Consider the following 15577-nt stretch of genomic DNA (forward strand, 5'->3'; position numbering starts at 1 on the left):
GAGGCCGAGGAGCGCTACAGCAAGGAGATCCTCGGCAAGCGCATCTCGGTGCTGGGCCTGCTGGAGCGCTTCCCGGCCGTCGAGCTGCCGCTGGCGGTGTTCCTGGAGATGACGGGCCCCATCCGTCCCCGCTTCTACTCCATCTCCTCCGCCCCGTCGGCCAACCCCCGCCAGGTGCGCCTGACCGTGGGCCTGCTGGAAGGCCCGGCCCTGTCCGGCGACGGCCAGTACCGCGGCACCTGCTCCTCCTACATCGCAGGACTCGAACCCGGAGACGTCTTCTACGGCTACGTCCGCGTCCCCTCCCCCACCTTCGCCCCACCGGCCGACCCCACCACGCCGCTGATCCTCATCGGCCCCGGCACCGGCATCGCACCGCTGCGCGGCTTCCTGGAGGAGCGGGCGACCCAACACGCGAACGACACCAAGGTGGGCCTGTCCCAGGTGTTCGTCGGCTGCCGCCACCCCGAGCACGACTACTTCTACCAGCAGGAGATGCAGCACTGGGAGCAGGCCGGCATCGCCCAGATCCACACCGCCTTCTCCGCGGTGACCGGCCACCCGGCCCGGTTCGTGCAGAACGCCATCGCCAACAACGCCGACACGGTGTGGCAGGCGATCGAAGACGGCGCCTACATCTACGTCTGCGGTGACGGCCGCCGCATGGCCCCCGCCGTCCGCGAAGCCCTCGCCGCCATCCACCGCCAGAAGACCGGCAGCGACGACGAGACCGCCCAGCAGTGGCTCGCCCAGCTCGAAGCGGACGAGCGCTACCAGCAGGACGTCTTCGCCTGACCGTCGCACGCCGTCAAGGCGCGCCGACCCCCAGCCGCCGGGAGGCGTGCGGCACCCCCCGCTGCCGACCGTACGTCTCCCGGCCACCACAAGCCCCTCCAGACACACCCCATGGCACCCCTGGATACCCGTGGTTGGTGCCGCTCACCGAAAGCAGACCTTCATGGACACCATGCTCGCCGGACGCTTCCACCTGGACAGCAAGAAGTTCGCCGTGGAAGAGGTCCCGATCCCCATGCCGGGCCCGGGCGAGGTCCTCATCGAGGTCAAGGCCGCCGGCGTCTGCCTCTCCGACGTCCACCTCATCGACGGCTCCCTCGTCCCGCTGTTCGCCACCTCCGACACCATCACCGTCGGCCACGAGGTCTCCGGTGTCATCCACACGCTCGGCCCCGACCTCAAGCGCGGCCTCACCGTCGGCACCCGCGTCACCCTCGAGGCCGGCAAGACCTGCGGCACGTGCGCCGGATGCGTGCGCCGCCGCCCCTGCACCCAGATGCTCACCGCCGGCATCGACTACGACGGCGGCTGGGCCGAGTACGTCGTCGCCCGCGAGGACATCCTCATCCCCATCCCCGACAGCCTCCCCTTCGACCAGGCCGCGATCATCCCCGACGCGGTCTCCACCCCCTACGCCGCCGTCGTCACCACCGCCGGTGTCCGACCCGCCCAGTCCGTGGGCGTGTGGGGCGTGGGCGGAGTGGGCGCGCACAACGTGCGCCTCGCCCGCCTGGTCGGCGCCGCCCCGATCATCGCCGTCGACCCGCTGCCCAGCGCCCGCGAGCGTGCCCTGGCCTTCGGCGCGGACCTCGCGCTCGACCCGGCCGCCCCCGACTTCGCCGACCAGGTCCGCGCAGCCACCGGCGGACGCGGCCTGGACTTCGCCTTCGACTGCGCCGGCGTGCCCGCCGTCCGCGAGCAGGCCGCCTCCGTGCTCGGCCTGGGCGGCTCCCTGATCCTGGTGGGCATCACACCCCGGCCACTGACCATCACCGAGGGCCTGACCTTCAACTACCTGCAGAAGCAGGTACGCGGACACTACGGCGGCTCCCCCGAATCCGTCTCCGAGCTGGTGCAGCTGACCGCGGCCGGCCGCCTCGACCTGGCCCCCTCCATCACCGACCACCTCCCGCTGGCCGACGCGGCCATCGCGATCCACCGTCTGGAGAACAAGATCGGCGACCCGATCCGCCTCGTCCTCGTCCCCTGACACCTGTTCAGCAGGACATCAAAGCCACCTCGGGCAGGGGTGAGTGGGCGCCGGTGCTTTGTGGGAGCACCGGCGCCCACGGCTTTCCGGCAACCATGGAGAGAAAGAACCATGCAGACGACCGACACCCCGTGCCGTACTCCGCAGCGCAAGGATGCTCACTCCAACCGCCGACGCATCCTCGCGAGCGCCCGGCGGAAACTGCTGGAGGACCCGGACGCGAGTCTCGACAGCATCGCTCAGGCGGCCGGCGTCGCCCGGCGCACCCTCTACGGACACTTCCCCAGCCGACATGCGCTGATCGCCGACCTGACACAGGAAGCAGGCCATGAACTCCGGCAGGCGTTCGCCAGGGCCCGCTCCGCGGATGCCGACCCGATCGAGGCGATGACACGGATGGCGCTGGCGGCATGGACGGTGGGCGACCACTACCGCATGCTCATCGCCTCGGTACGGCGCCACCTGGGAGAGGACGAGATCCGCACCACCTTGGCACCGGTCCGTGCGGAAGCCATCGCAACCCTACGGCGCGGTCAGCGCGAAGGCGTCTTCGCGGACCACCTTCCCGCACCCGTCCTCGCCCAAGCACTGGAGGCACTGATGCTGGCCCTCGCCGAGGAGAACGCCGCATGCCCGTGGCCGGACCCGACTGGCGGGGCCGCGGCAACCGCGTTCCTCGTCGCCGCCGGCGCAGCACCACAGAGGGCCGCGCTTCAGGTGCAGGAGGTCATCAGGCGAGATCGGGCAGCGGGCGACGGGTGACCTCGTGGGCGTCGTCCGCAGCGAGGCCGAGCATGCGCAGGACCATCTCCGCCAGGTCGGAGGCGGCCTCGTCGCCGTCGAGGTCGGGGCGGGCCAGCCGTAGCGCCACGAGGGACATCAGGGTGCCGCCCAGGGCGGACAGGGCGGTGGTCGCGTTCCCGCAGGTGAAACGGCCTGAGGCGATGCCGATCTCCAGGTCGTGCAGGGCGCGTCGGGCGAGGCCGCGGTCGGAGTGGATGTGGGCCAGGCCGCGGTCGCGCAGGATTCGCATGAGTTCCGGGTGGGAGTCGGCCATCCGGGCGGTGAGCCGGAAGCCGGCGGCGACCAGCTAGGCCGGGTCGTCGATGTGAACTGTCGGCTCCCAACCTCGGCGTGGCGCTCGCGGCGTACGACGACGCGGGACGGCCGGTCGTCGACCAGGTCGGCGAACTGGTCGTCACCCGGCCCATGCCGTCGATGCCGTCGATGCCGCTGTACTTCTGGAACGACCCCGACGGCACCCGATACCGCGACGCCTACTTCAGCGCCTACCCGGGCATGTGGCGGCACGGGGACTGGATCACCCTCACCTCCCACGGCTCCGTGATCGTGCACGGACGCTCCGACGCCACGCTCAACCGCAACGGCGTACGCCTGGGCAGCGTCGACATCCACGACATCGTCGAACGCCTCCCCGAGATCGCCGCGGCCCTCGTCATCGGCGCGGAGGAACCCGACGGCGGTTACTGGCTGCCGCTCTTCGTGGTCCTCGCCGACGAGGTCGGTCTGGACGAGTCCCTGTGCGAGAAGATCCGCGACGCGATCCGCACCGGCGCCTCACCTCGCCACGTGCCCGACGAGATCCTCGCCGTACCGGCCATCCCGCACACCAAGACCGGCAAGAAACTCGAGGTCCCGGTCAAACGCCTTCTCCAAGGCCCCCCGCCGCGCAGGTCCTCAACCCCTCCGCGGTCGACAACCCCGACCTGATCGCCTACTTCGCCGCCCTGGGCGCCGAACGCCGCCAGGCCCGCCGCCCGCACACCCCCGAAGGCGTCTCGTGATCCTCTCCGCCTCGCTGACCTGTCTCATCGCGTTGATCTTCGCCCTGCTGGGCGCGGCCAAGATCCTGGCCCTGGGTCCGATGCCCGAGCCGGCCGCCCACGCCGGCTTCACCACCGCGGCCTACCGGGTCATCGGCACGCTGGAGCTGGCGGGCGCCATCGGCGTGGCCCTCGGCCCGGTCGTACCGCTGTGCGGCGGCCTGGCCGGCATCGGGCTGCTGATGCTGCTCGCCGGTGCCGTGACGACGCACGTACGCAAGGGCGACGGGCTGGCCAAACTCCTCCCTGCGGTGACATGCGCTGCTGCGGTCGCCTGGTATCTCGTGCTGCTTGCCGGTGGCGGCTCGTGACGTTGGCCGAGGACTTCAGCGGCCAACCTGCGATACGCAGATGATCCTCCTTGTCGGCTGCTGCGCGCCGGAGGCGGAGGCCCTGAGCCCTGTTAGCGAGCCCACGCCGAGGCTGGCGACTGAATCGGTGGCCCGGCCATTCGCTGGGGCACAGGCCTGGCTTGCGTTCCGTGCGCTCACCCTCCACGACATCGAGCAGGAGACCAGGTATGACCGATTTGCAGCCCAGGCCTACCACGACGGACGCGGGCATCCCCGTTGCAAGCGACACCTTCTCACTCACCGTCGGTGCGAACAGACCGATCACTACCTGATCGAGCAGATGGCCAACTTCAACCGGGAACGGATTCCCGAGCGGCAGCCGCACGCCAAGGGCCATGGTGCTTTCGGTTACTTCGAGGTGACGAACGACGTCAGCGCCTTCACGCGGGCGGCGGTGTTCCAGCCCGGCATCAGGACCGACACGCTGATCCGGTTCTCCACGGTCGCGGGAGAGCGGGGCAGCGCGGACAGCTGGCGTGACCCGCGCGGGTTCGCGCTCAAGTTCTACACGTCCGAAGGAAACTCGGGCGCGGATGATGAAGTCGAACACGTCCTCGGGACGGCACAGTTGGAACCGGTGCCGCGGCTGGGTCACTCAGTAGCTGCCGGGCGGCTGGGTGGGTGCCCGCTCGTCCGTGCATCTGTCGAGCGATCCGCTCGGTCTTGTTGTTGACGCCTCCGGTGGGGCCGTTGCTGTACGGAAGCGTGAGCGCGGCGATCACGGCGTCGCTGTCTCGGTCCAGGCCCGGGTGAAGGCGTGCAGATGGGGCAGGTCGGCTGCGTGGACCTGGACGATCCAGTGCGAGAGCGTCTGGGCATTTCCTGCGCAAGGCGTCAGGAGCTGGGCGAAGTTCCCGATACTGCTGACCAGCTGGGTCCTCTCGGGGCAGGCGCCGGTGAGCCGGACCAGAAGATCGCGATGCTCGGTCTTGAGGTTGTCGGGCCTGCTGGTGGCGAGCCGAGGCTGTCCCTGCCACCCGCTGAGGATAATGATCCTGGTCCACGCCTTGGCCGACGTACCCGGGCCGGGGTGGACCGCCGCGCCGACGCTGCTCGAATGCCTCGCCGTCATCGGCGTCGCAACGGTGCTCGCCTGGCACGAACGCCGCACCACGCACCCGATCGTTCCGCCGGCCGTAGTTCGGTGGGCCTGGACGGCGAATTCCTTCGCGCGTTCCAGGGCGAGGGCGCCCCGGTCAAGAGCATCGACAACCTCCTGGACCGCCTGGAATCGGAGGAGTTCGACCTGGTCGCGGTGGGCCGCGCCCTGCTCCAGGATCCGGAGTGGGCCAGGAAGATCCTTCAGGGCCGCTACGACACCTTGAAGCCGTATGACGCGGCATCGCTGAAGACCCTGCACCGACAGCAAGGCCGCCCGCGCCCCGCAAGGGGCGCGGGGAACCGAGCTCTGAGCCGCCCGGTGCGGGCCTGGGAGGGCTCGCGTGAGGCGTGACGCGTTCGGCCCGCCGCCGTCCCGGTGAGCTTTCGACAGGAGAACTGTCCGGATTGAAGCATTAAAACTAGGTAAGAGATGAACTGAAAGTGTATGTCTCTATTGCCTTGAATTACTCCAGAACCTAGCGTGGCTCAGGACAGGCCGAATCCAGAGGTCTGGAGGGAAACGATGACCAAGTTTCCGGATCAAGACGTGCACGAGCCCATGGCTCGAGCAGCGACGCGCTTGCGCGAGACGCGTCTGCGGGTGACGGTGCAGCGCATGGCCGTACTCGCCGCTGTCGAGGAACTGGGCGGCCATCCCGATGCCGAGGCCGTCCGGGTTCGGGCCCAAGAGGTCACGGGTGGGCTGTCCCTGCAGGCCGCCTACAACGTTCTGCGCGTGCTCACGGAGGTCGGCCTGGTCCGCTGTACGCAGATCGCAGGCCATCCGGCCCGGTACGAGGCCGAGCGGAACGACAATCACCACCACTTCGTGTGCCGATTCTGTGGCGACATCGTCGACGTGGACTGCGCGATCGGGGAGGCCCCGTGTCTTCAGGCCGACCTGCCCGACTCCTATCGGGTGGACGAGGCCGCCGTGACCTACTGGGGCGCCTGCCCGCGCTGCGCCACCGCCGAACACCGCTGATCGTTCGGCGGCGCGGGGTCAGGGTGGCACCCTTAAAAGTTTGCCAATGCCTATAGGCGGTCATTGTGTTTGCCTGCACCCATTCAGAGCTGGAGAACTGCCCGGGGGGCACTGCAACTGACATATTCCGCACTGCCGAGAGGATCGCCGAGGCCGCAGTGCCTGAGCTGGGCGACATCGTCACCGTGGAGGTGTCGGAGCTGACCCTGCGGGGCGAAGCGCCCCAGCCGGGTGCCTTGTGCGGCAGCACGCCGTTTCGGCGTGCCGCCTTCCAGTGCCTGCGAGGAGCCAGTGGAGTCCGGCCCGCGTACGCGGTCGGTGACGTGAGCCCGATCCGGCCGAGGACCCCGTACCGGCAGAGCCTTGCCCATATGGGCCCACGCTTCATCCGTGAGCTCAATGAGCGCAGCCGATGGCTGGCTCAAGATCCGGCGCGCGCACGGCGGATGCGGGAGGCGCGGGTGCACTCCCTCGTGGTGGTCCCTCTCGTTGTGCGGGGCGTCGTTCTCGGCCTGGTCGCCCTGTACCGCCGGGCCGGTTCGGCTCCCTACGACGCAGGCGACATCCAGGCAGCCGTCAGGTTCGCGGACCGAGCGGCGTTGTGCATCGACCTCGTCCGCCGCCACATCCAAGAGCGCACCCGCGCCCGGCTCCTGCAGCGGACCCTGCTTCCCGAGGCGCTTCCCTCCCTCAGCGCACTCGAGGCTGCGCACAGTTACGTCCCGGTGGAGGGATCCGGCGGAGAGTGGTTCGACATCATTCCTCTCTCCGGCGCGCGGGCGGCCCTGGTGGTCGGGGTGGCAGAAGGGCAGGGCGCCGACACCGCGGTGGGCATGGGCCAGTTGAGAGCGATGATCATCACGCTCGCCCTGCAGGACCTGGGGCCCGACGAGATACTGTCGCGCCTGGACGACGTGGCGACCCGCCTGGACCGGGACCACGAGGCTCCTCATCGGCACCCCCTCGGCCTGAAGTACGTCGATTCCAGTTGCATATGTGTGGTCTACGACCCTGTCACCGGGCACTGCAGCGCGTCCCGGGCAGGTGATGCCCACATCGTGATCGTCCACCCGGACGGCACCGTCAGCGCCCCCGCCCTGGCCTCCCGTCCGCCCCTGGGCGCCGGCGGTCAACCCTTCGAGGCCACCGACATCGATGTACAACCGGGCAGCATCCTGCTCCTGAACAGCGGTGCCACCGACGACCCGCGTCCCGGTTCACAGGCCGTGACGGATCGGCTGCACGAAGTGTTGAGCCGATCCGGACCGGATACCCAGCAGATCGTTGAGGGTGTCCGTTGTGGCGCGTCTCCCGGTCACGAGCCGGCCCTGCTGGCGACCCGCACGCGGGCTTTCGACGCCGGCCACGTCGCGACCCGGAGCCTGCCGCGGGACGTCGCCGCTGTCGCCGCCGCGCGCAGCTGGACCAGCCGGCAGTTGGCGAGATGGATGCTCGACGAACTCGCTTACACCACCACCTTGATCGTCAGCGAACTCGTCACCAACGCCATGCGTTACTCCGCCGGGCCGGTGGAACTCCGTCTGATCAATGACGACCGCACACTCATCTGCGAGGTTTCCGACACCAGCAGCGCGGCCCCTCATCCGCGACGGGCGACGCTGGGCGACGAGTGCGGTCGCGGCCTGTCCATCGTGACCGAGCTCACACAGCACCAGGGGACTCGTTACACCGCTTCCGGCAAGACCGTCTGGACCGAACAGGACCTTCCGACATGAGCCCGCCTCGCGAAAGCCACCACCCCCCTTCGGGGATTCCAGGGTCGTCGGCCACCGCGGGCGTCGAAAAGGAGCCCGTCCCCTCCCGTCGGATCACCCTTCGGTCGCCGTGGCGGGGGATCAGCCGGAAGCGGCTCCCTCGGCGGATGTGGCCAGTGCGCCGGCCGTTCGACTGGATGCACCTCGCGCCGCTGCTGGTGATCGCCCTGGCCGTGGTGGCGGATGTCCTCACGCCCCACCTGCAGTTCAACCGGCTGCTGGGGGCGGCGCCGGCACTGGCCGCCGCCATGTGGCCAGTGACCGGCACGCTGGCCATCGGGCTGCTGGCCATCATTGCCGCCACCACGCTCGCGGGTGCCGCCAACCACGACCTCGGCCAGACACAGAGCCTGTTCACCCTGCTGGCGATCACGGCCATCACCCTGGCCGCCACCTACGCCAGTCGGGCACGTCAGCACCGGGAGCGCACCCTCGCCGAGGTCCGCACGGTGGCGGATGTCGCGCAGCAGGTGCTGCTGCGTCCGCTGCCACGCCACCTCGGGTACGTCGACATCGAACTGCTCTACCAGGCCGCTGCCGCGCACGCCCGGATCGGCGGCGACTTCTACGAAGCGCTCCAGACCCCGTACGGGGTGCGGCTGATCATCGGCGACGTGCGCGGCAAGGGGCTTCCGGCCGTCGAGGCCGCCTCCGTGGTGCTCAGCTCGTTCCGGGTGAACGTGCGCGCCGCACCCGATCTGCCGGACCTTGCAGCACGGTTGGAGACCAGCATGAACCAATACTGCGAGGACCTTGCCGCTGATGACGTGATGGAGCGCTTCGTCACCATCCTGCTGGTCGAGATCCCCGCCGGGCAATCCATCGCGCGCCTGGTCAACTGCGGCCACCCCGCTCCGATACTGCTGCACGACGGAGAAGTGCGCGAGGTGGAACCCAGCGCGCCGTCACCACCCGTCAACATGGCCGGCCTGCTCGGCGCCCACTACCAGGTCGATGTCGTCCCCTTCTCCGTCGGCGATCTGTTGCTTCTCTATACCGACGGCGTCAGCGAGAGCCGCGACCTCAACGGGACCTTCTACCCTCTCAGCCGGCGCATCCGCCGATGGTCCTCGGCAGATCCCCGTCAACTCCTCGACCACCTCCAGCGTGACCTGCGCGCCTACGTCTCGGGCACCCGCGACGACGACCTCGCGGCCCTGGTCGCCCAACGCGTCGGACCGGGCAGCTGAGGGCAGCCGCACCCGGCCGGGGACTCGGGACACGAGAAGTGGCCCTACGGGGCATCGGCCCCGTGCGTGCCATCGCTGTCGGTATCCACCCTCAGGGCTTGCCGGAGCTGCTCCAGGGACGGCGCGCCTGCCGAGCCGTCCGGGGTGCGGTAGATCCGGCGAGAGAGCGACGGTACGAAGATGCCGATGCCCCGTGCCGTATAGCCGTTCTCGGAACGGATTCGCCCGCGTGAGGCCGGGGAACCTCGCGAATACCTGAGAACTACGGAGGGGTGCTTTCCCAGCCAGACACCCCATGGTCTGAGTTTTCACAGGTCACAGCCTCGGCCAAGGAGAGCTCCACGATGCGCCGCGGCCGTCCTTGATCACCGAGCAGTCCCGAATGACCGCATGCACACCGGCAGTGACGCCCCGAGGCGGGCCGGGCGGACACGAAACGTGGCGACGGTCACCCGCCGATCCGCACCACGGCGGGCCGCACGGACGCCTGCCAGCAACGCTCCACGGGGCAAGAGCTGTGTGACTACGTCCACTTGCGCGGGTGGCTGCGCTGGCAAGGCATCACCCCGTCCAGCGCTGGTGGACTGTGGCCACTTCGTCTCGCAGATCAGGCTTGTGTAAAACCTACGCATTTACAGCGGCCGACCTCGATGGTGGGACACACCCCGAGCTCACCGCGAGCGGACGGCCCCTCTCAGTCTTCGACAGCCTGGCGCACGCGGCGGGACGGACTGAACTCGTACAGGTCGAGGATGTCGGGGGGTTCGGCGAGACCGGGGCCGCCGCCTCGGACCCAGGCGGCTATATCGGCGGTCACGTCCGGGTCGTTGACCAACCCGAGCCAGACCGGCCGACCGCCCGCCGCCCGGCCGGCCGACGACGGCTGTACGACGATCACGTTGGCCTGCTCGCAGGCGTCGAGGCAGTTCACCGCGCGGACCTGGGCGACGGACGCCAGTTCGGCCTTGAGAGTGGCCAACTGGGCGGCGTGGTCGACGCCGGGGACCTTGGCGGTGCCGCAGCAGCAGCCCCGGCACACGGTCACCGTGCACCGGGGAGCCGCCTGCGCAGCAGGCGCCTTCCGCCGGCTCACTCGGCCGCCCGCCGCCAGGCCGCCTCGCGCAGCAGCCGCAACCCGTTGAGGCCAACGATGACCGTAGAGCCCTCGTGGCCCGCGACACCGAGCGGGAGCGGCAGAGTGCCGGCCAGGTCCCACACCACCAGGCCGGCGATGAAGACGCCGGCGATGACCAAATTCTGCGCGACGAGCTTCCGGGCGCTCCGGGACAGGGAGATCACGGCCGGCACGGTGGCGAGCTCGTCGCGCACGATCACCGCGTCGGCGGTCTCCAGCGCCAGGTCGGAGCCCGCACGGCCCAACGCCACGCCGGTGTGGGCGGCGGCAAGCGCCGGAGCGTCGTTGACGCCGTCGCCGACGACCATCGCCTTGCGGCCGGTGCCCTCCAGCTCTTTGACCGCGCTCACCTTCTCCTGCGGCAGCAGGCCGGCCCGTACGTCCCGGATGCCGACCTCGGCGGCGAGGCGGGCGGCGGCGCGCGGGTTGTCTCCGGTCAGCAGCAGGGGCGCGGTTCCGGTCAGGGAGGAGAGAGCGGAGACCGTCGTGGTGGCGTCTGCACGCAGCCGGTCGGCGATGCCGAGCACGCCCACCGGGGCGCCGTCAGCCATGACCAGGACGGCGGTGCGGCCCCCGTCCTCCAGTCCGCTCGCCAGAGCCGCGGCGCGCCCGGAGTCGGGGTCGGTGGCATCGGCGAGCAGCCGGGCAGGAGCGCCGATCGCGAGCGCGCGGCCGTCGACGGTGGCAGTCACACCGATGCCGGGCTTGGAGTCGAAGTCCTCCGCCACCGGCAGGGCGAGCCCGCGCTCGCGCGCCGCCTCCACCACCGCACGTCCCAGCGGGTGCTCGCTGGAGTGCTCGGCCGCGGCGGCCAGCGTCAGCAGATCCACCTCGTCCAGGCCGGAGCCGGTCAACGGCCGTACGTCGGTGACGCGCGGGGTGCCCTCCGTCAGCGTGCCGGTCTTGTCGAGCGCCACCGCGTTGACCTCGCCGAGCCGCTCCATGACCACGGCGGACTTCACCAGCACGCCATGACGTCCGGAGTTGGCGATCGCCGACAGCAGCGGCGGCATGGTCGCCAGCACGACCGCGCACGGCGAGGCGACGATCATGAAGGTCATCGCCCGCAGCAGCGAGCCGGTCAGAGCGGCGCCGAAGGCGAGCGGGACGAGGAAGACGGCCAGCGTCGCGACCACCATGCCCAGCGAGTAACGCTGTTCGACCTTCTCGATGAACAACTGCGTCGGTGCCTTGGTCTCCGACGCCTCCTCCACCATGCGCACGATCCGGGCGATCACCGTGTCCGAGGCGTCCCGCTCGACCTGGATGCGCAAGGCACCGGTGCCGTTGAGGGTGCCGGCGAACACCTCGTCGCCCTTCTCCTTCGCCACGGGCAGCGACTCACCGGTGATGGTCGCCTGGTCGACGTCGCTCGCGCCGTCGAGCACCCGGCCGTCGGCTCCAACGCGCTCACCGGGCCGGACCAGGATCGTGTCGCCGACGGTCAGCTTCTCGACGGCGACGGTCTCCTCACGACCGTCGGCGTCGATCCGGGTGGCCGTGGCCGGCGCGAGATCCAGCAGCCCCCGTACGGAGTCGGCCGTGCGCGCCGTAGCGAGGGCCTCCAGGGCACCGGACGTGGCGAAGATGACGATCAGCAGCGCGCCGTCCATCACCTGCCCGATCGTCGCCGCCCCGACAGCGGCGACGACCATCAGCAGGTCCACGTCCAGCGTCTTCTCCCGCAGCGCCTGGAGCCCCGCCCAGCCCGGCTCCCAGCCACCGGCCACATATGTCAGGGCGTACAGCGGCCCCCAGGTCCACGCCGGGGCGCCGGTCAGCTGCAAGGGCAGCGCGATCAGGAACAGGACGAGGGCGGCTGCCGCCCAGCGGGCCTCGGGCAGCGCGGAAACACGGGTACGGCGCCGGGGCGCGACGGTGTCGCGCGCGGAGGCGTGCACGTCGGCGGAGGCCGGGGCGAGAGTGGAGGTCATCGGGGGGAGTCCTTCACGAGGGCATGGCGTTCTCGCGACAGCCGGAAACCCAGCGCCGCTCGTCCAACCGTACAGGACAGCATGAAGAGTCATTCATGCGTTCATGGATGCTTCTCCGTAAGATGAAGGCCATGGGCCACGGAGCTGACGGAAAGACCACCGCCACTGCGCGCGAGCGCCTGGAGACCGTGGGCGCCGCCGACGTCGCCGCCACTCTCCAGGCGCTCGCCACACCATCCCGCCTGCGGATCCTGGCCCGCCTGCAGGAGGGCCCGTGCGCGGCGACGGAACTCGCCGACGCCGTCGGCATGGAACAGTCCGCCTGCTCCCACCAGCTGCGCCTGCTGCGCAACCTCGGCCTGGTCACGACAGAACGCCGAGGCCGCTCGGTCATCTACGCGCTCTACGACAACCACGTGGCCGACCTCTTGGAGCAGGCCCTCCACCACGTCGAACACCTGCGCCTCGGCCTGCGCGACACCCCGGCCACCACCGAGGTTGCAGCCGGGGTCCGCTGAGCCTCACCCAGGCACAGCAACGGGGACCGGCTCCGGCGTGAGATGCCCGGCGCGGTGCAACCTGGCCACCAGCGCCACGCAGACGAATCCCCTCCCGGCCAGCACGGCCCACGGCAACCAGCGCACGCCGGTGTCGAACAGCGCGCCGACCCCGCCCCGTACCGAGCCGGAACCCGGCAGCGGCCTGGCGGGCGAGGAGCGGGAGGAACTGATACCGCTGCGGCAGCGACTGACCACCGCGGTGGTGCCGGCCGTGCCGGTGATCGCGATGGCGATGGTTCCGGCATTGCAGTTCCAGTACTGGCAGTGGCTTTCGCTGACCCTGGCGGCACCCGTGGTGACGTACGCCGCCTGGCCCTTCCACAAGGCTGCCTGGACCAACGCCCGGCACGGCGCCGCCACCATGGACACGCTGATCTCCGTCGGTGTGTCGGCGGCCGGCTTCCTCGTTCCGCCGTCGCCTTGTTCGTCGGGCATCGTCGCATCCCGGGTCACGACGCGTCATCACGCCCCCTGGTGGGGGCGGTCGGGGCGCTCTGCGCCAGGCGCGGCGGTGGACGGGGCGGATGCCTTGGGTGCGTCAGGTGCCAGGCGGGAGGGTGAAGTCGTGGACGGCCGAGTCGAAGGCCGTGTAGTCGGCGTAGCCGAGGAGCTCGTAGAGCCGGGAGCGGGTCTGCATTCGGGACAGCAGGGGCTGCTGGGTGCCCTCGACCGCCAGGGTGCGCAGGCCCTCCTCGACGGCGCCCGTGGCCAGGCGGAGCAGCGTGACCGGGTAGAGGGCGATGTCGTAGCCCAGATTTTCCAGGGTCCGGGTGTCCAGCAGGGGGCCTTTGCCGAACTCCGTCATGTTGGCCAGGAGGGGGACGGGGACCGCGTGACGGAACGCCTCCAACTCGGCCTCGTCCGCGAGGGCTTCGGGGAAGATCGCGTCGGCGCCCGCGTCGACGTACGCCTTCGCCCGGTCGATCGCCGCCGCCAGGCCCTCCACCGCACGGGCGTCGGTACGGGCCATCAGGAGGAAGTCCGGGTCGCGGCGGGCGTCGACCGCGGCCCGGATGCGGCGGGTCATCTCCTCGCGCGGCACGACGGACTTGCCGTCGAGGTGGCCGCAGCGCTTGGGGTTGACCTGGTCCTCCAGATGCAGCCCGGCCAGGCCCGCGTCCTCCATCAACTGCACGGTGCGCGCCGCGTTCATCGGCTCACCGAAGCCGGTGTCGGCATCGATCAGGACGGGCAGATCGATGACCCGGGTAGTCTGCCGGGCACGGGCAGCGACCTCGGTGGAGGTGGTCAGACCGATGTCGGGCAGGCCCAGGTCGGCGGCGAGGACCGCGCCGGAGAGGTAGGCGGCCTCGAAGCCGGTGTCCTGGATGAGGCGGGCGGAGAGCGGGTTGAGAGCACCCGGCATCGGCAGCAGCCGACCGGTGGCCAGACGCTCACGCAGGGCACGCCGACGCTCGGCGGGGGTGGTACGGGTGTGGAGCATCAGAACAGGCCCTTCGGCAGGTGTGCGTCGTACGCGGCCACGGACGTGGTGCTCGATCACGGGGTTCCTCGCCTTCTGGGGCGACAGTGCCTGAAGCGGACACCTGGAAGCCCGGCGGTGGCCTGTGCGCGGGCCAACCGTCGGGGAGATTTCACTCGATCGTGTGACTCACAGAGACCGAGTCGGCCATGAACCGCCAGGCGGGCGTGTGGTGTTACCGAGCCGACCATCGCGGGCACCACGGAACTCATCGACGTCTCAGAGGAGTTCGCATGAGCAGCCTCGACCGCTACGACCACGACCCGGACGCCCTGGCCTGGGCCCGCGCCAAGATCCGCAGATCCGTCGACCGGGCAGAACGCGCCGCCGGAAACGGCTCTCTCAGTGCCGAGGAGCGCGAGGAGTGGCGGCGCATCGCCTCCTATGTGCGACGCGAACTCCTCACCCGCGACGATGTCGCCCACGCCGCGTTCGACGAGCGCCTGCCCGCCTTTCTCGGCGCGATCCCGGCACGGCACCCTGAGGGGGGCGAGGATCCGGAAGCCACCCTCAACACCCTCTCCCCCGCCGAACGTCTCAAGACCGCAGGGGCCGTCGCCCGGATCCGCGCCTGGATCGCCAGCGAACCCGTCACCGCGGACACCGGCTTCGGGGACGGCTATCGCGAGGCCCTCCGCGACATACAGGTCCTCATCGGGCCGGCACCCGAGGAACATCCTGAGCAGGATCACGAGGAGCCCGCTCGGTGAACCCGCCGGTACCCCTCCGTCACGGCTGTGTGGGCTGCGACGTGCTGCTGTTGCTCCGTTGCAGGGCTTCCTGCCCTCGCTGGTTCGCGACCTGCAGCGCCTTCAGGTAGTCGGCCTGCGGCAGGCTGGCACACTCCGGCGCTCCTATCCCGCCGTGCCGCCCGGTGACCATCCTGTCGGTACAGGCGGCGATCTGACCGGCGCTCGCGTGGGTGGCCTTGGCGGTCGGGCGCGCGGGCGTGCCGTGGCTCGGGGCCGAGCAGGCCGTCAGAGCGAGGGCGAGGGCGGCGAGTACGACAACGGTGGTGCGGGACAAGGGGTCTCCCGAAGGCACGGTGGCCGGTCTGTGCAGCAGACGGCCTGGAGGTACGGCGGCACGAGGACGGACACCGCGCGCCGCGCCGCCACGCTATCGGACCGTCAGGTCTTCGACGACCGCACTCGGCTCCGGCCTGAGAGCCGTTGACCTGACGGGCCGTTCACCGCTCGCTGCCGCTCGCCC

Annotated in this window: 12 protein-coding genes and 7 pseudogenes; 13 read left to right on the forward strand and 6 right to left on the reverse strand. The window is 70.3% G+C overall.

What is annotated here, in order from left to right; genetic code table 11:
• From ACFY2Z_RS03070 to ACFY2Z_RS03080, 3 genes and pseudogenes are all read left to right on the forward strand, one after another.
• Nucleotides 1–795 (forward strand): annotated as a pseudogene (locus ACFY2Z_RS03070) (cytochrome); the annotation flags it as partial.
• A gap of 163 nt (nucleotides 796–958) precedes the next feature.
• Entirely contained in the window at nucleotides 959–2005 is a 1047-nt protein-coding gene (locus ACFY2Z_RS03075; RefSeq protein ID WP_390742434.1) for a zinc-binding dehydrogenase, read from the forward strand.
• A 111-nt stretch (nucleotides 2006–2116) separates the two neighbouring features.
• A complete protein-coding gene (locus ACFY2Z_RS03080) occupies nucleotides 2117–2767 on the forward strand; it encodes a TetR/AcrR family transcriptional regulator (protein WP_390742435.1) in 651 nt (216 codons plus the stop codon).
• On the opposite strand, the pseudogene ACFY2Z_RS03085 reads toward ACFY2Z_RS03080, so the two are convergent.
• Nucleotides 2736–3113, reverse strand: a pseudogene (locus tag ACFY2Z_RS03085) (TetR/AcrR family transcriptional regulator); the annotation flags it as partial. The gene ACFY2Z_RS03080 and the pseudogene ACFY2Z_RS03085 sit on opposite strands and share 32 nt — an antisense overlap.
• Between ACFY2Z_RS03085 and ACFY2Z_RS03090 the strand changes: the two are divergent.
• The 3 genes and pseudogenes from ACFY2Z_RS03090 to ACFY2Z_RS03100 all read left to right on the forward strand — a co-directional run.
• Nucleotides 3110–3810, forward strand: a pseudogene (locus ACFY2Z_RS03090) (acetoacetate--CoA ligase); the annotation flags it as partial. The pseudogenes ACFY2Z_RS03085 and ACFY2Z_RS03090 sit on opposite strands and share 4 nt — an antisense overlap.
• Nucleotides 3807–4160, forward strand: coding sequence for a DoxX family protein (locus ACFY2Z_RS03095; protein WP_390742436.1), 354 nt, complete (start codon nucleotides 3807–3809; stop codon nucleotides 4158–4160). The pseudogene ACFY2Z_RS03090 and the gene ACFY2Z_RS03095, both read left to right, overlap by 4 nt.
• Nucleotides 4161–4369: 209 nt before the next feature.
• Nucleotides 4370–4725, forward strand: a pseudogene (locus ACFY2Z_RS03100) (catalase); the annotation flags it as partial.
• A gap of 73 nt (nucleotides 4726–4798) precedes the next feature.
• Here ACFY2Z_RS03100 and ACFY2Z_RS03105 read toward each other — a convergent pair.
• Nucleotides 4799–5163: pseudogene (locus ACFY2Z_RS03105) on the reverse strand (transposase); the annotation flags it as partial.
• Nucleotides 5164–5343: 180 nt separating this feature from the next.
• Between ACFY2Z_RS03105 and ACFY2Z_RS03110 the strand changes: the two are divergent.
• The 4 genes and pseudogenes from ACFY2Z_RS03110 to ACFY2Z_RS03125 form a co-directional block, all read left to right on the forward strand.
• Nucleotides 5344–5559 (forward strand): annotated as a pseudogene (locus ACFY2Z_RS03110) (12-oxophytodienoate reductase); the annotation flags it as partial.
• Nucleotides 5560–5883: 324 nt separating this feature from the next.
• Nucleotides 5884–6288, forward strand: a complete 405-nt coding sequence (locus ACFY2Z_RS03115; RefSeq protein WP_390742437.1) for a Fur family transcriptional regulator — start codon at nucleotides 5884–5886, stop codon at nucleotides 6286–6288.
• Between the two features lie 158 nt (nucleotides 6289–6446).
• Nucleotides 6447–8024: a SpoIIE family protein phosphatase gene (locus ACFY2Z_RS03120; protein ID WP_390742438.1), complete on the forward strand. Its 1578-nt coding sequence runs from the start codon at nucleotides 6447–6449 to the stop codon at nucleotides 8022–8024.
• 146 nt (nucleotides 8025–8170) lie between these two features.
• Nucleotides 8171–9253, forward strand: a complete 1083-nt coding sequence (locus ACFY2Z_RS03125) for a PP2C family protein-serine/threonine phosphatase (RefSeq protein WP_390742439.1) — start codon at nucleotides 8171–8173, stop codon at nucleotides 9251–9253.
• Between the two features lie 694 nt (nucleotides 9254–9947).
• Here ACFY2Z_RS03125 and ACFY2Z_RS03130 read toward each other — a convergent pair.
• Nucleotides 9948–10346 (reverse strand): (2Fe-2S) ferredoxin domain-containing protein, encoded by a 399-nt coding sequence (locus ACFY2Z_RS03130; RefSeq protein ID WP_390742440.1) that lies wholly within the window; start codon nucleotides 10344–10346, stop codon nucleotides 9948–9950.
• Nucleotides 10343–12322, reverse strand: a complete 1980-nt coding sequence (locus tag ACFY2Z_RS03135) for a heavy metal translocating P-type ATPase (protein ID WP_390742441.1) — start codon at nucleotides 12320–12322, stop codon at nucleotides 10343–10345. Before ACFY2Z_RS03135 ends, ACFY2Z_RS03130 begins: the two co-directional genes overlap by 4 nt.
• A gap of 131 nt (nucleotides 12323–12453) precedes the next feature.
• On the opposite strand from ACFY2Z_RS03135, the gene ACFY2Z_RS03140 reads away from it, so the two are divergent.
• A complete protein-coding gene (locus ACFY2Z_RS03140) occupies nucleotides 12454–12840 on the forward strand; it encodes an ArsR/SmtB family transcription factor (protein WP_390742442.1) in 387 nt (128 codons plus the stop codon).
• A 145-nt stretch (nucleotides 12841–12985) separates the two neighbouring features.
• Nucleotides 12986–13332 (forward strand): annotated as a pseudogene (locus tag ACFY2Z_RS03145) (heavy metal translocating P-type ATPase); the annotation flags it as partial.
• Nucleotides 13333–13420: 88 nt separating this feature from the next.
• On the opposite strand, the gene prpB reads toward ACFY2Z_RS03145, so the two are convergent.
• A complete protein-coding gene (gene prpB, locus ACFY2Z_RS03150; protein ID WP_390742443.1) occupies nucleotides 13421–14326 on the reverse strand; it encodes a methylisocitrate lyase in 906 nt (301 codons plus the stop codon).
• A gap of 272 nt (nucleotides 14327–14598) precedes the next feature.
• Between prpB and ACFY2Z_RS03155 the strand changes: the two genes are divergently transcribed.
• Nucleotides 14599–15075, forward strand: a complete 477-nt coding sequence (locus tag ACFY2Z_RS03155; protein ID WP_390742444.1) for a hypothetical protein — start codon at nucleotides 14599–14601, stop codon at nucleotides 15073–15075.
• Between the two features lie 19 nt (nucleotides 15076–15094).
• Here the strand turns inward: ACFY2Z_RS03155 and ACFY2Z_RS03160 are convergent, their stop codons facing one another.
• Entirely contained in the window at nucleotides 15095–15391 is a 297-nt protein-coding gene (locus tag ACFY2Z_RS03160) for a hypothetical protein (RefSeq protein ID WP_390742445.1), read from the reverse strand.
• Between the last annotated feature and the right edge of the window lie 186 nt (nucleotides 15392–15577).

The sequence above is a fragment of the Streptomyces sp. NPDC001222 genome, from assembly GCF_042896945.1.
GTDB lineage: Bacteria > Actinomycetota > Actinomycetes > Streptomycetales > Streptomycetaceae > Streptomyces > Streptomyces gibsoniae.

What these genes read in the sequence shown, in the direction of transcription:
- ACFY2Z_RS03075 (WP_390742434.1), top strand. Translation starts at nt 959, where the DNA reads ATGGACACCATGCTCGCCGGACGCTTCCACCTGGACAGCAAGAAGTTC.
- ACFY2Z_RS03080 (WP_390742435.1), top strand. Translation starts at nt 2,117, where the DNA reads ATGCAGACGACCGACACCCCGTGCCGTACTCCGCAGCGCAAGGATGCT.
- ACFY2Z_RS03125 (WP_390742439.1), top strand. Translation starts at nt 8,171, where the DNA reads ATGTGGCCAGTGCGCCGGCCGTTCGACTGGATGCACCTCGCGCCGCTG.
- ACFY2Z_RS03135 (WP_390742441.1), bottom strand. Translation starts at nt 12,322, where the DNA reads ATGACCTCCACTCTCGCCCCGGCCTCCGCCGACGTGCACGCCTCCGCG.
- ACFY2Z_RS03140 (WP_390742442.1), top strand. Translation starts at nt 12,454, where the DNA reads ATGGGCCACGGAGCTGACGGAAAGACCACCGCCACTGCGCGCGAGCGC.
- prpB (WP_390742443.1), bottom strand. Translation starts at nt 14,326, where the DNA reads ATGCTCCACACCCGTACCACCCCCGCCGAGCGTCGGCGTGCCCTGCGT.
- ACFY2Z_RS03155 (WP_390742444.1), top strand. Translation starts at nt 14,599, where the DNA reads ATGAGCAGCCTCGACCGCTACGACCACGACCCGGACGCCCTGGCCTGG.